This is a genomic window from Rhodanobacter sp. 7MK24 (assembly GCF_014842995.1).
Taxonomy (GTDB): domain Bacteria; phylum Pseudomonadota; class Gammaproteobacteria; order Xanthomonadales; family Rhodanobacteraceae; genus Rhodanobacter_A.
In genome coordinates this window covers 605,401-619,829 of the sequence record NZ_JACYXL010000001.1, presented here as the reverse complement: position 1 = coordinate 619,829, position 14,429 = coordinate 605,401, and the positions used below count along the sequence as shown (strand labels likewise).

Sequence of the window (14,429 nt, the reverse complement as noted above, 5' to 3'; positions counted from 1 at the left end):
CCTTAAATCTCACAATACGACCGTCTAGATGAAGCTTCCGACTCTTAGTTGCGCACAGTCGCTCCGGGACGGTGGAATTGATGCTGTGGCCGCTCTAGACCACGCGCTCAACGGCGCACTCGAAGGAGTACCGGACGAGTTCCATCGAGAGATCAAGCTCGGCATTGGCCGAGCGATGTCCGCCATCATGGATGAGACAATCAATCCAGCCATTCAAGCGTATCCTGAGTTAAACCCAAGCAAGGAAACCTGGGTTTCCATCGCCAAGATCCGCGTTCGTGCCCGCGCTACGTCGGACGTGACGGATGCCTAATCACTCATTCAAGCGAACGCGCCTTCCGCGCGTCGCTTAACTACAGCGTTCAAAGCAGCGAACCACCGCTCTGGCTGTTGCTTCTGCGCGCAGGAGCGCGCTGCTTTTTCAGGGGCTCCTATGCGGTGGTGAAGCGTGGCCGATCAGGCCGCGCAGCGGGCGTTGCCATGGAGGGCAACGCCTTTTCGACCGGGCAGGAACCCGGCCGAAAAGCCCGGCCACGCCTCGCGGACTCGGAGGGCAGAGCCTGTCCCGGACCTGATCCGGGAATGCCCGGAGAGCACCGCACCGGGGCGGCCTTCTCTTTTACCCCAGGCATCCTGCCTTCCGCCCTTCGGGCCGGCTGCGCCGTTCACGCGCGTTCCTTACGCGCGTGTGGTTACTTTTCACTTGGCCACGCAAGAGACAAGAGAAAAGTAACTCGCGCCGCGGCAACGGCACGAAACTGCTCTGAAACTCGCATGATCCTGGAGGCAAGAGCTCTCTCTCCCAATCCCTCCCCCGCAAGCGGGAAGATGGCGTTCGCGGATGCCAACACACCCTGCCACATCAAAAAAAAGAGCAGCGCAAAGCACCAACAGACTTGATCGAACGCTAGGCAGTCGCGACACGCAAGCGCTCGATACGCGCTCCATCCATCGCCACCACCTCAAACCTCAACCCTTCACTGGCAAACCGCTCCCCCACTGCGGGCAATCGCCCCAGCTGTTGCAACGCATATCCTGCGAGGCTGGAAAAACTGTCATCCCCGCCCAGCCGATGACCCAGCAACTGCTCCACCCGGCGCAAATCGAGGCTGGCATCCAGCAACCACGAACCATCGGCCTCGCGCACCGCTGCCGGATCCCCGTCGCCCGCTTCGGAAAACTCACCGGCAATACTCGCCAGCACATCTGCCGGCGTGACCAGGCCGAGCACGCTGCCGTACTCGTCCACCACCAGCGCCACCTGCAGCGGCGAACGGCGGAATTCGTCGATCAGGCGCAGCACGCTCAGCGATGCCGGCACGGTCATCGGTTTGCGCACCACACGCTCGGCGTCGATGTGGCCGTGTTCCTGCAGGCTGGCCAGCAGGTCGTGCGAAGTGGCTACGCCGACCAGTTGGTCGAGGTCGTCGGCCGCCAGCGGTATCCAGTGATGGCCGCAGGCAGCGACTTCGGCGCGCAGCTTGGCGGCGTCCTCGCGCGGGTCGATCCAGCTGATTTCCGGGCGCGGCGTCATGATGGAACGCACCGGGCGATGCGCCAGGTCGAGTACGCCCTGCACCATCGCCAGCTCGTCCTTGCCGAACACCGCGCCGTTTCCGGCGGCGGCAGCCGGGACCGCCTCTTCCTCCGTGCTGCCGGTACCCAGCAGGCGCAGCACCGCCTGCGCCGTGCGCTCGCGCAACGTACGCGCGCTGGCCAGCAGGCTGCGCCGGCGATTGCGGCGCATGGTCTGGTTGAGCGCCTCGATCACGATGGAGAAGCCGATCGCGGCGTACAGATAACCCTTCGGGATGTGGAAGCCTAGGCTTTCGGCGACCAGGCTGAAGCCGATCATCAGGAGGAAGGACAGGCACAGGATCACCACCGTCGGCCGCGCGTTGATGAACGCGGTGAGCGGCTTGCTCGCCAGGATCATCAGCAGCACCGCGATCACCACCGCGATCATCATCACCGAAAGGTGGTTGGCCATGCCTACCGCAGTGATCACCGAATCCAGCGAGAACACCAGGTCCAGCGCCACGATCTGCACCACCACCGGCCAGAAGCGTGCCTGCGCACGGCTTTCGGAACGATGCTCGTCGCCACCTTCCAGGCGTTCGTGCAGTTCCAGCGTGGCCTTGAACAGCAGGAAGCCGCCGCCCGCGAGCAGGATGATGTCTCGCCACGACAGCGACAGGCCGTGCCACTCCACGATGGGCGCGGTGAGCCGGACCAGCCACGACATCGCCGCCAGCAGCGCAAGGCGCATCACCAGGGCGAGTCCGAGGCCGAGCAGGCGCGCGTGGTCGCGCCGTTGCGACGGCAGCCTGTCGGAGAGGATCGCGACGAATACCAGGTTGTCGATGCCCAGCACGATTTCCAGCACCACCAGGGTGAGGAGACCGGCCCAGGCGGTGGGATCGATCAACCAGTCGAATTCGAACATGCGGACGTACGCCGGCGCCATCGTGGCGGGAAATGCAGCCCACTATACAAGCGGCACCGTGCCGGACGGCGCATTGCCAATGCCCGCGCGCAGCCGCCAAGATGGCTGCACGGAATGCGGCGCCGCGCGCTCCGGCGTTTCGTCCACCAGGCGCAAGGATTCACCGCCCGATGGATGCACCGCGCTTCAGCCCTTCGCCCATGCCGCCTGCAAGCACGCGCCTGCCGGAGATAGGCCACGCGCTGGGCATGATCGTGCTGTATTTCGCGCTGCAGGTGGCCATCGGCATGCTGGTGGTCCTGCTGCTGGGCATGGCCATCGGCCTGGCTCATCACCATGCCGCGATAAGCGATGTGCATGCCGCGATGGCGGACGCGGACGTCAAGAGCTCCCTGGTGATGATCGTGCTGCTTGCCGATGCCGCCGCCACGCTGTGGCTGGCGCGGCGCTTCTGGCCGCCGCTGTGGTCGCGAGCGCAACCGCCGGGCTTCGGCTTTACCGTGCCCACCGCGGCCTGGTGTGCCGTTGCCGTGGTGGTGGGGTTGGCGATGCCCTGGGTCGGCGGCAAGCTCACCGAATTGATCGCACACGGCCACGCCGTGCCGCAGGATGTGAAGCAACTGGGCGGCGACACCAGCCTCGGCTTCGGCATCGCGCTGACGCTGGTGGTGGCGAGCGCCGGCCCATTGGTGGAGGAACTGCTGTTCCGTGGCGTGCTGCTCTCCGCCCTGCTGCGCCGCTTGCGCACCGCCTGGGCCGTGCTGGTCAGCGCCGTGCTGTTCGCGCTGGTGCACCTGCCGGACCTGCACTGGCTGTGGTACGCACTGCCCAATCTCGCGCTGCTGGGCGTGGCGCTCGCGTGGCTCCGGCTGCGCTCGGGTTCGCTGTGGCCCGCGGTGATTGCCCACGGCTGCAACAACCTGCTGGCGATGGCGGCGCTGTTCGCGTCGCTGCATCAACCCGGATAGATCGCCGCCGCGCGCAGCAATTGCGCGGTCTCGAACAGCGGCAGGCCCATCACGCCGGAATAGCTGCCTTCCAGATGCTCGACCAGGGTCGCACCGCGTCCCTGGATGGCATAGGCGCCAGCCTTGCCGAGGGATTCGCCGGTAGCGACATAGGCGGTTATGGCGGCATCGTCCAGTTCCGCGAAACGCACGCGCGACACGCAGCAGGCGCTGCGCTCGCCACGCGCATCGAGCAGCCACACGGCCGAAATCACCGCGTGCGTGCAACCGGAAAGGCGACGCAGCATGGTTGCAGCGTCCTGCGCGTCGCGCGGTTTGCCGAACACTTCGTCGTCCAGCACCACCTCGGTATCCGCACCCAGCACCATGGCACCGGCCGCTTCTGCGAGCGCAGCCAACCCGGCACGCGCCTTGTCGCGGGCGACACGGTTCACGTACTCGCGCGGCGACTCCTGCGCAGCACGCAATTCGGGCACATCCACGTCGATCACGCGGAAATCGATCCCGAGCTGTGTCAGCAATTCGCGACGACGTGGCGATTGCGAGGCGAGATAGAGCATCCTGCGATCCTTCAAAGCACGAGACTGTATTCGCGGAACTGCAGGTCGCGCTGCCAGCCCAGCGATTCGTACAAGGTCTGCGCCGGCAGGTTGTCGTGCGCGGTGGACAGCGACAGGCTGGCCGCGCCCAGCTTCTTCGCATGCGTTGCCGCCGCTTCGAGCAGCGCCTTCGCCACGCCCTGCCGGCGCGCGTGCGCGGCCACGAACAGATCGTTGAGCAGCCAGGTGCGCACCATGCGTACCGAGGAGAACAGCGGATAGAGCTGGGTGAAACCCTGCGCGACGCCGTGCCCATCGCGCGCCAGCAGGATCAGCGATTCGTTCAGGCGCAAGCGCGCCGTGAGGAATTCGCGCGCGCCCTGTTCGTCGGACGGCTTGCCGTAGAACTGGCGATAGCCGTCGAACAGCGGCACCAATGCATCGAGGTCGTGGAGGGTGGCAGGGCGGACGAGGGAGGTCATGGCAACTCCGCAATGGAAACGACTGCCGAGCCTACCGCATGCCGTCCTGCGATGAACGCCTGCCCGCTGCAGCCACGTGCCGGTTGCCCAGCCAAAGCAGCGCCGCGCCAAGGGCGGCAATGCCGAGCACCGTCAACGGGCCGGACACGGCGAATGCGGATGGTTCGATCCAGTGCTCGGCCAGCGATCGATACACGAGCCAGCCACCGAGCGGCAGGTTGAACAACAAGGCGGTGGCTGTGCCCGGCGCGTAGGCACGCAAGGCCACCGTCGCGGCGACATGCGGCAGGAACACGTTCAGCACCATGGCCGTGGCGTAACCTGCGATGAAATATGCGCCCAGGCTGTGCGCGCCGCCGACATCTGCGAGCCACGCGGCCAGCAGCGCAACCAGCGACAGGACCGCAGCGGCGAAGCGGAACGAAGCGGCCTCCACGTTCGCCCGGCGGAACCGCGGACGCCCTGGCCACGACGGAAGCAACCATGCTTCCTCGGTGTCGTGGGCCACCACCCCGAACGCGAACAGTCAGCCGAGCAGCGGCAGCGGCAGCGACATGGGCGGACTAGGCCCGATGGTAGGGATGCCCCGCCACGATGGTCGTGGCGCGGTACAGCTGTTCGGCCAGCACCAGCCGCACCAGCATGTGCGGCAGGGTGAGCGGACCCAGCGACCAACGCTGGTCGGCGCGCGACAGCACCGCGGGCGCGTGGCCATCGGGGCCGCCGATCAGGAAGGCCAGTTCGCGCCCCGACATGCGCCATGCCGTGAGTTGCGCGGCCAGGTCTTCGCTGGACCAGGTCTTGCCGCGGCCGTCCAGTGCCACGACGTGGCAGTCGCGCGGCAGCGTGGCGAGTATCGCGGTGCCCTCGTCGAGGATCGCCTTCGCATCGTCACGTCCCTTGCCGCGCACACCGGGTTTCAGCTCGACCAGCTCCAGCGGCAATTCGTGCGAGAGGCGCTTGCGGTACTCGGCGAAGCCTTCCGCCACCCAGGCGGGCATGCGCTCGCCGACAGCAATCAGGCGCGCGCGCATGATTGCTGTCCCACGATAAAAGTCGGCGCGCAGCGCCCGCGTTCGCCTCCTCTCCCCCTCGGGTCACGCGCGGAGCAGCCATGGATGACCGCAGCTTTGAGGATCGAGGTGAGGGATCGGGGCCGGCGGGAAAAACCATCGAAGCGCTTGTCCGCTTCGTGGAAAGGGCATCGCAAAATTCGCCCCTCCCCCCGGCCCTCTCCCCTTAGGGGAGAGGGAGAAAAGCTGCGCCCGTTCCGCCGATGGAAGGGAGAAAAGCTGCATCCCCTCCGCAAGGGAGAGGAGGAAAAGCGGGTGCTCACCCCGCGCTCGCCGCATCGACATCCGGCTCACGGTCGCCCACCGTCCACAGCCGTTCCAGGCCGTAGAACTCGCGGATGCGCGGCAGCATCACGTGGACGATCACGTCGCCCAGGTCCACCAGCACCCATTCGGCTTCCTGTTCGCCTTCCACGCCCAGCGGCATCACGCCCGCCTTCTTGGCGAACTTCACCACTTCGTCGGCGATGGATTTGACGTGGCGTGCGGAAGTGCCGGAGGCGATCACCAGCAGGTCGGCGATGGAGGTCTTGCCGCGCACGTCGATTTCGCGGACGTCCTTGGCCTTCAGTTCTTCCAGCGCTGCGATGACGGTCTTGCGCAGTTCGGCCGTGGTGTCGGCCTTGGTCTTGCGGCTAGTGCTCAAGGTGGGGATGCCTCGGTACGGAGTCACGCGCCTGAGCGGCGCGGCGGCAGTATAACGCCCGTCGTGTCGGCGCAGGTCAAGGCGGCATACGCGCTGTCTGGGCCATCAATGCGCCAGCGCCCGCCGCGCCAGCCGGTATTCGTGCATCAGTCGCGCCACCAGTTCGGCGGCAGGCTGTGGGTGCGCCAGCGCAGCAGCCTGGCCGCACCATTCGGAAACGAGATCGGCGCGACCGGCCGCGGCCGCCGCGCGCCGCAGGGGCGCGGTGAGCGCGTTGAGCACGGGATAGGCCGGCAGTTCGTCCGCCATGCTTTCCATCGCCTCGACGTAGCGGTTGCGCAGGCCGCGTGCGGCGCGGCCGGAGAAGCTGCGGATGGTGGCTATGCGATGGTCTTCCGCTGTCGCCAGATCGCGCTTCCACGCTTCCGCCGCGGACGACTCCGGACAGGCGAGGAAGGCCGTGCCGAGCTGGCTGGCCGCGGCGCCCAGCACTTCGGCAGCGAGCATGCCCGCGCCGTCCATGATGCCACCGGCGGCGATCACCGGGATTTCCCTACCGCTCGCCGCGACCGCGCGCACTGCCAGCGGAATCAGCGCGAACAGGCCGATCAGCGGCGTCTCGCCCGCATGCAGGAACCCGCCGCGATGCCCACCCGCCTCGCCCCCCTGCACGCATACCGTGTCGGCGCCGCGCTCGGCCCAGGCGCGCGCCTCCGCTGCCGTGGTGGCGGTGCCGACCACGTAGATGTCGCGACGCTTGATTTCCTGCATCTGCGCCGGCGTCAGCAGATCGAACGCGAAGCTGGCCACGGCGGGCCGCGCCTCGCACAGCGCGGCGAACTGTTCGGAGAAGCGGGGTGCCCAGCGCATTGGCAGGCTGGTGCGCACCTCGAGTCCCTCGCGCTCCATAAGCGCGTCCAGCCGCGCGCGGGCACGCGCCACGGCCGCCATATCCGGCTCGAAGTCGTCGGGCAACACGAACAGGTTCAGCGCGAACGGTCGACCGGTGAGCGCGCGCACCTGCGCGGCCTGATCGAGGATCGCCTGCGGCTCGATATAGCCCACGCCCAGCGAGCCCAAGCCACCGGCCTCCGAGACTGCCGCGGCCAGCGCCGGCGTGCTCGCGCCGGCCATCGGCGCCTGGATCAGCGGGTGTTCGATTCCGAGCTGCTGTGCGAAAGAGGCCATGCGCGTGATCCGTTGCGGAGAATCACGCGATTATCCGCCCGCCTCGCCCGCATGGCGTGAAACGCGGCATGGCGGGTGGCTTGCCCGCCATGCCGCCCGTGCATCAGCCACCGCTGCTCATGGCATTGCCGGTACTCGGCTTCATCTTCATCGCGTCGTCCTTTTTCATCGTGGCGTCGGACTTCATCGCCTTGGACTTCATCGCGCCGGACTTCATCGCGTCCTTCTTCATCATGTCGTCCTTGTTCATGGAACCCTTCATCGCATCCTTGGATTGCATCGCGTCGTGCGACATCGCCGTGCCGGCACTGGCGGGCATGGCATCCTGCGCGAAGGCGGGCGCGACGGCGAAGGCAGCGACCGCAACGGAAAGCGCAAGGGCGGCAAGCGTGCGTGTGTTCATGGGTGGATCCTTGAGTGAGGAAAGGGACGGAAGCGGTCACGCCACCTCCACCCTCCCCTTCGCCACGGACGCGCCGCCGGTTACATCAGAGCCTGTTCACGATCTCCAAGCGCCCCGCGCCGAGAGCTGTTTGCGCGCAGGCCAAGGAAGAAGGAGGGAGTGGACGTCCGTCCACGACTGAGTGATGACGCCGGCATGCGGGCAAACAGACCCGGCCCTATGGGTTGCCATCGAGTGGCCGCCATGCGGCAGCGCGCGGCTTGACCTGACAGCCAGTCAGGCGCTGCGCCACGCGCCACCACCTGACGACCACTCGATGGCAACGCGGGGCACTTGGAGATCGTGAACAGGCTCTCAATGCCGCGACAGCAGCCGCCCGCCCATCGCCGTGTTCGCCGCGACCACGATGCCCACCGCCAGCGCATGCGTGAGCAGGTCGGTGGCGGCCGCATCGTAGGCGTGGCAGATCTCCAGCAGGCAGGCCGAAGCGGCGGCGCTGGCCAGGCCCACCAGCAACGCGGCCAGCAGCGGGCGCAACGGGCAGGCGCGGCGCAACAGCCACACCAGCAGCGCCGACAACGGAATCGAGAAGCCGATGATGAAGACCAGGCAGTCCGCGGACTGATGCAACGTGACGATGCTGGGGCCCGGTGCCAGCCAGGTGCGCAGGCAGCCCAGACCGCTGGCGCCGATCCACAACAGCGCGGGCGGCAACGGCAGCCAGGCCCAGGCGCGCGAACGCCCCGGCACGGCCAGCGTGAACGCCGCCCAGGCCGCCGTGATCGCGGTGAGCACCGCGCCGAACGCGGCCCAGGCGAGGTCTGGTGCGCCGGCCCAACGGCGCAGCATGGGTGCATCGCCATAATGCGCAAACAGCAGCGCCGCGAACGCCGCAACCAGCGCCAGCCAGCCCACGGTGCGCAGCCACGGCGGCAGCAGGCGCCGCACCGGCACCAGCTCGGCACCGAGCGCGTCGATCAGGGCTTGGTGGCGTGGCTCGGACATGGTGCTCAGGAATCTCCGTTCAGGCGGTCGCGCAAGGCTTTCAGGGCGCGGTGCAGGTTCACTTTCAGCGCACCGGTGTTGCGGCCGGTGTGCGCAGCCGCCTCGGCCAGCGACTGCTCGCGCAGGCCGAGCTGCTCCACCGCCTCGCGCTGGCCGGGGGGCAATTGTGCGATGGCCTCACGCAGGCGCCGCGCCTGCTGGTTGCGTTCGGCGTCCATGCTCGCGTCGTCACGGTCAGGGTGCTGGTCCAGCGCGATGTCGTCGTGCAGTTCGCGCCGGCCGCGCCGGCCCTGGCCGCGCAGCGCATCGATGGCGCGGCGCCCGGCAATGGCGCCGAGCCAGGCGTCGTAGGAACGCGTTGGATCGTAGGTGTGGCGCACGCGGTGCACGGTGAGCAGGGTCTCCTGCACCACGTCGTCCAGCCCATCCACGCCCATGCCTTGGCGGCGCGCCACTGCCCGGATCAGCGCCACCGAATCGGCCAGCACGCGCTCGTAGGCACGGCGGTCTCCCGCCTGCGCGGCGGCCATCCAGGCGGCGCGCTGGCGCTCGGCCTGTTCGTTGGCGCTGGCTGGCTCGGCAGACACGGAGGCGCGGTAATCCGATGACGGGGCGAAGCCGCCATCCCATACCAAGGTGCCATCGGCGGTCAAGGGTTGTTCGTCCCATAAGGTGATTCCATCCGGCAATTCGCTACGCCGGGCGTCACGGTTACCTTGCATGCGGGATGTAACCATCCGCGACGTGGCAGCGAATCACCGGCACACACCCCAACGGACCACCACCATGCTCCTGCTGATCCTTGCCTACCTCGGCGGCGCGCTGACCATCCTCAGCCCCTGCATCCTGCCGGTGCTGCCCTTCGTGTTCGCGCGCGCCGACCGTCCGTTCCTGAAGAGCGGCCTGCCGATGCTGATCGGCATGGCGCTTACGTTTGCGCTGGTAGCCACGCTGGCTGCCGTGGGTGGCGGCTGGGCGGTGCACGCCAACCAGTACGGCCGCGCGGTGGCCCTGGTGGTGCTGGCCCTGCTTGGCCTGACCCTGCTTTCCACGCATGTCGCGGAGTGGTTGACGCGGCCATTCGTGGCTCTGGGCAACAAGCTCTCTCAACGCACCGACGATGACAACGGATCGATCTGGGGTTCCGTAGGCCTGGGCATCGCCACCGGCCTGCTGTGGGCGCCCTGCGCAGGGCCCATCCTCGGCCTGCTGCTGACCGGCGCGGCGCTCAAGGGCGCCAGCGTCACCACCACCTTGTTGCTGCTCACCTACGCGCTGGGCGCCGCCACTTCGCTGGCCCTGGCCCTGGCCGTGGGCGGCCGGGTGTTCGCGCTGATGAAGCGCTCGCTGGGTGCGGGCGAGTGGGTACGCCGTGCGCTGGGCGCACTGGTACTGGCCGGTGTGGGTGCCATCGCGATGGGCGCGGACACGGGCCTGCTCACCCGCGTTTCCCTGGCCAGCACGAATGGCCTCGAGCAGAAACTGATCGCCGCCGTGCAGCCGATGCCCGCCGCCGCAGCCTCGCCTGCGACCAAGCCCGGCGAGGCATTGCCGGTGGAAGGCAGCTTGCCCTCGCTCACCGGCGCCACCGGGTGGATCAACAGCAAACGGCTCACGCCCGCCGCATTGCACGGCAAGGTGGTGCTGGTGGATTTCTGGACCTATTCCTGCATCAACTGCCTGCGCTCGCTGCCCTACGTCGAAGCCTGGTACGACAAGTACAAGGATCACGGCCTGGTGGTGATCGGCGTGCACTCGCCCGAATTCGCTTTCGAGAAGGATCCGGCCAACGTGCAGGCCGCCGTGCAACGGCTTGGCGTCCGCTACCCGGTGGCGCTGGATTCCGACTACGCGATCTGGCAGGGCTTCAACAACGAATACTGGCCGGCGGAATACTTCATCGATACGCGGGGTCGCATCCGCCACCACAGCTTCGGCGAAGGCGGTTACGCCGAAGACGAGGACGTGATCCGCCAACTGCTCGCCGAAGCCGGCAACACCAATCTGCCCGCCGGCTACGTGCAGCCCGGTGCGAAAGGTGCGGAAGCGGCCATCTCGAACGACGACGACCGCTCGCCGGAAACCTACGTGGGCTACGCGCGCTCCGAGAACTTCGCCAGCGGCCAGGTCGCGCACGACGAGGCCTACGATTACCGCACGCCCGCGCAACTCGCCGCCAACCAGTGGGCGCTCGCCGGCCGCTGGGTCGTGCAGCCGCAGAGCGCCACATCGGACATGACGGACGGCTCCATCACCTACCGCTTCCGCGGCCGCGACCTGCACCTCGTGCTCGGCCCCGGCAAGGACGGCAGGCCGGTTCGTTTCCGCATCACGCTCGACGGCCAGGCACCCGGCGCCGACCACGGCATGGACACCGATGCGCAAGGCAACGGCACCGTCACCGAACAGCGCCTGTACCAGCTGGTGCGCCAGGCGCACGGCAACGGCGAACGCACGTTCACCATCACCTTCCTCGACCCCGGCATACACGCCTACGCCTTCACCTTCGGCTGAACCACATCCGGCAGGAGCGCACCTTGTGCGCGAATGCTTCTGCCTTGATCAAAGCACAAGGCAATCGCGCACAAGGTGCGCTCCTACCGGGATCTTCCATCCGCACTCGCGTCATCGGAGGTCGCCATGTCCCGCATCGACGAAACCATTGCAATGGATCGCCGCCGTTTCCTGCGCGCCGCGCTGGGCGGCGGTGCCCTGCTCGCCGTCGGCGGCAGCATCGCCCTGCCCCGCCTGCTTGCGGCCGGTGCCGGGGGCGGTCTGCCGGCGCTGGTCCACGACCAGCCCGGCGAGGTGGCCCTGGAATGCTTTTCCGACGATGGCCGCGACCTCGGTGTCCGGCAGGTACAGCGACTGGTGCTCACCGACGCGCAATGGCGATCGCGCCTGTCGCCGCTGGCATTCGACGTGATGCGGCGCGCCGGCACCGAACGCGCCTTCAGCGGCCCGCACGAACGCCCCGCGCAACCCGGCCTCTTCCGCTGCGTCGCCTGCGCTACCGCGCTCTACAACGCCACCACCGAATTCGACTCCGGCACCGGCTGGCCCAGCTTCTGGCGCCCCATCGCGAAACGCAACGTGATCGAAACCCGCGACGACAGCTTCGGCATAGAGCGCATCGCCGTCAGCTGCGCCGGCTGCGACAGCCACCTCGGCCACGTGTTCGACGACGGGCCGCAGCCGACGGGGTTGCGCTATTGCATGAACTCGGTGGCGTTGCGGTTTATCCCGAGGACGGCATGAGCTGACGCACGCCGCCGGCTGGAAGGATAGACGCGTGCCCGATACTGGTCGCTCGCTGCGGTTCGCTATGGCATGCTCGATATCTCGCGATCATCGACCGGGCCTGCGCCATGCAAGCTGCACGATCCGATGCCCATGACACCCAAGTGCTGATCGTCGGCGCCGGTCCTACCGGCCTCGTGCTGGCGCTGTGGCTGACCCGGCTCGGCATTGCCGTACGGATCATCGACAAGACCACCGAAGCAGGAAGCACCTCGCGTGCCTTGGCGGTGCAATCGCGCACGCTGGAGTTTTACCGGCAGGTCGGCGTGGCCGATGCGGTTGTCAGCCGCGGCGTCCAGATTGCCGGCGTCAATCTGTGGGTCAGGAGCAGCAAGGCCGCACGGGTGCCTTTCGGGCAGATCGGCAACGGCCTGAGCCCGTTTCCGTTCGGACTGGTCTTTCCGCAGGACGCCCACGAACGACTGCTGATCAAACGGCTGGAGGCGCTGGGAGTGACGGTGGAGCGTCAGACCGAGCTGCTCGCTTTTGACCAGTCGCGTGACGGCGTGCGCGCCAAGCTCAGGCAGTCCGATGGTGCGGAGGCGATCTGTCACGCGACCTATCTTGCCGGTTGCGACGGCGCGCGCTCGGCGGTCAGGAATGGGTTGGGGTTCACCTTTCCCGGTGGAACTTACACACAGCGGTTCTACGTCGCCGACATACAAGCCCATGGCCCGACCACCGATCATGAGCTGCATATCGATCTCGACGACGCCGACTTTCTCGCGGTCTTCCCGCTCAAGGAACAGGGCTGCGTACGCCTGGTCGGCACCGTGCGCGAACCCACCGATGAAAACGGCGAGCTGACGTTCGACGATATCAGTCCACGCGCGATCGCACATCTCGGACTCGACGTCGTGAAGGTGAACTGGTTCTCGACCTACCGCGTGCATCACCGGGTGGCGCCGTCGTTCCGGCAGGGGCGTGTGTTTCTGCTGGGCGACGCCGCGCATATCCACAGTCCGGCCGGCGGCCAGGGCATGAATACCGGCATCGGCGATGCAGTGAACCTGGCATGGAAACTTGCCGCCGTGTCGAACCAACACGCCACCGAGAGCCTGCTCGATACCTACGAGGTTGAACGAATCAGGTTTGCCCGTCGGCTGGTTGCCACGACGGATCGTGGCTTTACCCTGGCCACCAGCGAAGGCCGGCTCGCACGGCTTGTCCGCACGCAGCTGATTCCAGTGATTGCACCTTTGTTGTTCCGATGGTCGCCAATGCGGCGACTTCTGTTCCGCACGATGTCGCAAATCGGCATCGAATATCGGCACAGCAGGCTGAGTGCAGGCAAGGCCGGTGCCGTGCATGGAGGCGATCGCTTGCCATGGGTCCGCGTCCCAACGGCATGGGACAATATGCAGCCCGACAATTTCGGCCCGCTCGAATCGTTGGCGTGGCAGGTGCATGTCTACGGTGCATTACACGCGGATCTGAGTGCGACATGTGCCGAGCACGAGCTTTCGATCCATGTATTCGCGTGGAACGCCGACATGAAACGCGCCGGCTTCAAACGCGATGGGTTCTACCTGATTCGCCCCGATGGTTACGTCGCGCTTGCCGCTCCTGACCAAGATCCGCGGCGTTTGCACGACTACATGCATGCACACGGCATGCAAAAACAATGAGCGAACCACGGACGACTAGTCGCGATAAGGCGCCAGCAATGCGGGGGTGTCGAACAGACCTGCCGGCAGCAGGTAACGGGGATCGCGCCCAGCGGCAAGCAACTCACGGATGCGCGTCGCGGAGATTTCCAGCGGCGTGACCGTCAGCTCGATCACCATGCCGGCGGGCTGATGGCGTAGAGCATCGACATCATTGCTACGGCGCGGCACCACCTCATGCAGCAACTCGTCGGAAAGCGCCGCTGGAACACCCGGCCGGCTCAGCACGCCGATATGTGCGACGTCGAACAATTCGCGCCAACAGTGCCATGTCGGCAATCCCGCAAACGCATCGGCGCCAAGCAACAGCACCAGTGGGCGGTCATCTTGCTCTGCGCGTAGCTCGATCAACGTATCGATGGTGTACGAAGGTCCGTCGCGCTCCAGCTCGCGTGCATCCAGCACCAGCCGCGACTGCCCGGCCAGCGCCGCGCGCAGCATCGCCACCCGCTCCGCGGCAGAAGCCAACGGCGCCGCCCGGTGCGGTGGCACGTTGGCCGGCATCAACCTTACCTCCGCATCCAGCAGCTCGGCAGCCTCCCAGGCGACGGTGAGATGGCCGATGTGCACGGGGTCGAAGGTGCCGCCGAAGACCGCAAGCGGGCGAGCGCTCATCGCGCGACCTCCGCTGCAACTGGCGCGAGCCGAAGTGCGATCATGAAGGATTGTCGCGAGCACCCACCACTCACCCCGGCGTGGAGAGGGAGCGAAG

The 14,429-nt window shown here is 67.1% G+C and carries 16 protein-coding genes; 5 read left to right on the top strand and 11 right to left on the bottom strand.

Annotated features, from left to right (window positions below; all coding sequences use genetic code 11):
* Positions 1–85: 85 nt before the first annotated feature.
* Positions 86–313 carry a hypothetical protein gene (locus IHE49_RS02850; RefSeq protein WP_192154712.1) on the top strand — a complete coding sequence of 76 codons (228 nt, stop codon included), beginning with the start codon at positions 86–88 and terminating at the stop codon, positions 311–313.
* 594 nt (positions 314–907) lie between these two features.
* Here IHE49_RS02850 and IHE49_RS02845 read toward each other — a convergent pair.
* On the bottom strand, positions 908–2,446 hold the full coding sequence (locus IHE49_RS02845) for a TerC family protein (protein ID WP_192154710.1): 1,539 nt from the start codon (positions 2,444–2,446) through the stop codon (positions 908–910).
* 170 nt (positions 2,447–2,616) lie between these two features.
* On the opposite strand from IHE49_RS02845, the gene IHE49_RS02840 reads away from it, so the two are divergent.
* A complete protein-coding gene (locus IHE49_RS02840) occupies positions 2,617–3,414 on the top strand; it encodes a CPBP family intramembrane glutamic endopeptidase (protein WP_192154708.1) in 798 nt (265 codons plus the stop codon).
* On the opposite strand, the gene IHE49_RS02835 is transcribed toward IHE49_RS02840, so the two are convergent.
* The 9 genes from IHE49_RS02835 to IHE49_RS02795 form a co-directional block, all read right to left on the bottom strand.
* Positions 3,402–3,974: a Maf family protein gene (locus tag IHE49_RS02835; RefSeq protein ID WP_192154706.1), complete on the bottom strand. Its 573-nt coding sequence runs from the start codon at positions 3,972–3,974 to the stop codon at positions 3,402–3,404. The two genes, IHE49_RS02840 and IHE49_RS02835, sit on opposite strands and share 13 nt — an antisense overlap.
* Before the next feature lie 11 nt (positions 3,975–3,985).
* Positions 3,986–4,435, bottom strand: coding sequence for a GNAT family N-acetyltransferase (locus tag IHE49_RS02830; protein WP_192154704.1), 450 nt, complete (start codon positions 4,433–4,435; stop codon positions 3,986–3,988).
* A 31-nt stretch (positions 4,436–4,466) separates the two neighbouring features.
* Positions 4,467–4,961: an HXXEE domain-containing protein gene (locus IHE49_RS02825; protein ID WP_225578168.1), complete on the bottom strand. Its 495-nt coding sequence runs from the start codon at positions 4,959–4,961 to the stop codon at positions 4,467–4,469.
* Positions 4,962–4,998: 37 nt separating this feature from the next.
* Positions 4,999–5,469, bottom strand: coding sequence for a 23S rRNA (pseudouridine(1915)-N(3))-methyltransferase RlmH (rlmH, locus tag IHE49_RS02820; protein ID WP_192154700.1), 471 nt, complete (start codon positions 5,467–5,469; stop codon positions 4,999–5,001).
* 298 nt (positions 5,470–5,767) lie between these two features.
* Positions 5,768–6,154, bottom strand: a complete 387-nt coding sequence (rsfS, locus tag IHE49_RS02815) for a ribosome silencing factor (protein ID WP_192154699.1) — start codon at positions 6,152–6,154, stop codon at positions 5,768–5,770.
* Positions 6,155–6,259: 105 nt separating this feature from the next.
* Positions 6,260–7,342: a nitronate monooxygenase gene (locus tag IHE49_RS02810; protein ID WP_192154695.1), complete on the bottom strand. Its 1,083-nt coding sequence runs from the start codon at positions 7,340–7,342 to the stop codon at positions 6,260–6,262.
* Between the two features lie 103 nt (positions 7,343–7,445).
* Complete coding sequence (locus tag IHE49_RS02805) at positions 7,446–7,745, bottom strand: pentapeptide MXKDX repeat protein (protein WP_192154694.1); 300 nt, start codon at positions 7,743–7,745, stop codon at positions 7,446–7,448.
* Positions 7,746–8,099: 354 nt separating this feature from the next.
* Positions 8,100–8,750 (bottom strand): NrsF family protein, encoded by a 651-nt coding sequence (locus IHE49_RS02800; RefSeq protein WP_192154693.1) that lies wholly within the window; start codon positions 8,748–8,750, stop codon positions 8,100–8,102.
* 5 nt (positions 8,751–8,755) lie between these two features.
* On the bottom strand, positions 8,756–9,472 hold the full coding sequence (locus IHE49_RS02795) for an RNA polymerase sigma factor (RefSeq protein ID WP_225578115.1): 717 nt from the start codon (positions 9,470–9,472) through the stop codon (positions 8,756–8,758).
* A gap of 64 nt (positions 9,473–9,536) precedes the next feature.
* Here IHE49_RS02795 and IHE49_RS02790 point away from each other — a divergent pair, with 64 nt between their 5' ends.
* The 3 genes from IHE49_RS02790 to IHE49_RS02780 all read left to right on the top strand — a co-directional run bounded on the left by IHE49_RS02790 (position 9,537) and on the right by IHE49_RS02780 (position 13,678).
* On the top strand, positions 9,537–11,264 hold the full coding sequence (locus tag IHE49_RS02790; RefSeq protein WP_192154692.1) for a cytochrome c biogenesis protein CcdA: 1,728 nt from the start codon (positions 9,537–9,539) through the stop codon (positions 11,262–11,264).
* Between the two features lie 126 nt (positions 11,265–11,390).
* A complete protein-coding gene (gene msrB / locus IHE49_RS02785; RefSeq protein ID WP_192154691.1) occupies positions 11,391–12,008 on the top strand; it encodes a peptide-methionine (R)-S-oxide reductase MsrB in 618 nt (205 codons plus the stop codon).
* A gap of 110 nt (positions 12,009–12,118) precedes the next feature.
* The gene (locus IHE49_RS02780) at positions 12,119–13,678 is read left to right on the top strand and encodes an FAD-dependent monooxygenase (protein WP_192154690.1); all 1,560 of its coding nucleotides are present in this window, start codon (positions 12,119–12,121) and stop codon (positions 13,676–13,678) included.
* A gap of 15 nt (positions 13,679–13,693) precedes the next feature.
* Here IHE49_RS02780 and nadD read toward each other — a convergent pair whose 3' ends face one another.
* Entirely contained in the window at positions 13,694–14,332 is a 639-nt protein-coding gene (gene nadD / locus IHE49_RS02775; protein ID WP_192154688.1) for a nicotinate-nucleotide adenylyltransferase, read from the bottom strand.
* Positions 14,333–14,429 lie beyond the last annotated feature (97 nt).

Excerpts from the sequence above, each read along its gene's own strand:
- IHE49_RS02840 (WP_192154708.1), top strand. The coding sequence starts at position 2,617 with ATGGATGCACCGCGCTTCAGCCCTTCGCCCATGCCGCCTGCAAGCACG.
- nadD (WP_192154688.1), bottom strand. The coding sequence starts at position 14,332 with ATGAGCGCTCGCCCGCTTGCGGTCTTCGGCGGCACCTTCGACCCCGTG.
- IHE49_RS02780 (WP_192154690.1), top strand. The coding sequence starts at position 12,119 with ATGCAAGCTGCACGATCCGATGCCCATGACACCCAAGTGCTGATCGTC.
- rlmH (WP_192154700.1), bottom strand. The coding sequence starts at position 5,469 with ATGCGCGCGCGCCTGATTGCTGTCGGCGAGCGCATGCCCGCCTGGGTG.
- msrB (WP_192154691.1), top strand. The coding sequence starts at position 11,391 with ATGTCCCGCATCGACGAAACCATTGCAATGGATCGCCGCCGTTTCCTG.
- IHE49_RS02790 (WP_192154692.1), top strand. The coding sequence starts at position 9,537 with ATGCTCCTGCTGATCCTTGCCTACCTCGGCGGCGCGCTGACCATCCTC.
- IHE49_RS02830 (WP_192154704.1), bottom strand. The coding sequence starts at position 4,435 with ATGACCTCCCTCGTCCGCCCTGCCACCCTCCACGACCTCGATGCATTG.
- IHE49_RS02845 (WP_192154710.1), bottom strand. The coding sequence starts at position 2,446 with ATGTTCGAATTCGACTGGTTGATCGATCCCACCGCCTGGGCCGGTCTC.
- IHE49_RS02805 (WP_192154694.1), bottom strand. The coding sequence starts at position 7,745 with ATGAACACACGCACGCTTGCCGCCCTTGCGCTTTCCGTTGCGGTCGCT.
- IHE49_RS02795 (WP_225578115.1), bottom strand. The coding sequence starts at position 9,472 with ATGCAAGGTAACCGTGACGCCCGGCGTAGCGAATTGCCGGATGGAATC.
- IHE49_RS02835 (WP_192154706.1), bottom strand. The coding sequence starts at position 3,974 with ATGCTCTATCTCGCCTCGCAATCGCCACGTCGTCGCGAATTGCTGACA.
- IHE49_RS02800 (WP_192154693.1), bottom strand. The coding sequence starts at position 8,750 with ATGTCCGAGCCACGCCACCAAGCCCTGATCGACGCGCTCGGTGCCGAG.
- IHE49_RS02810 (WP_192154695.1), bottom strand. The coding sequence starts at position 7,342 with ATGGCCTCTTTCGCACAGCAGCTCGGAATCGAACACCCGCTGATCCAG.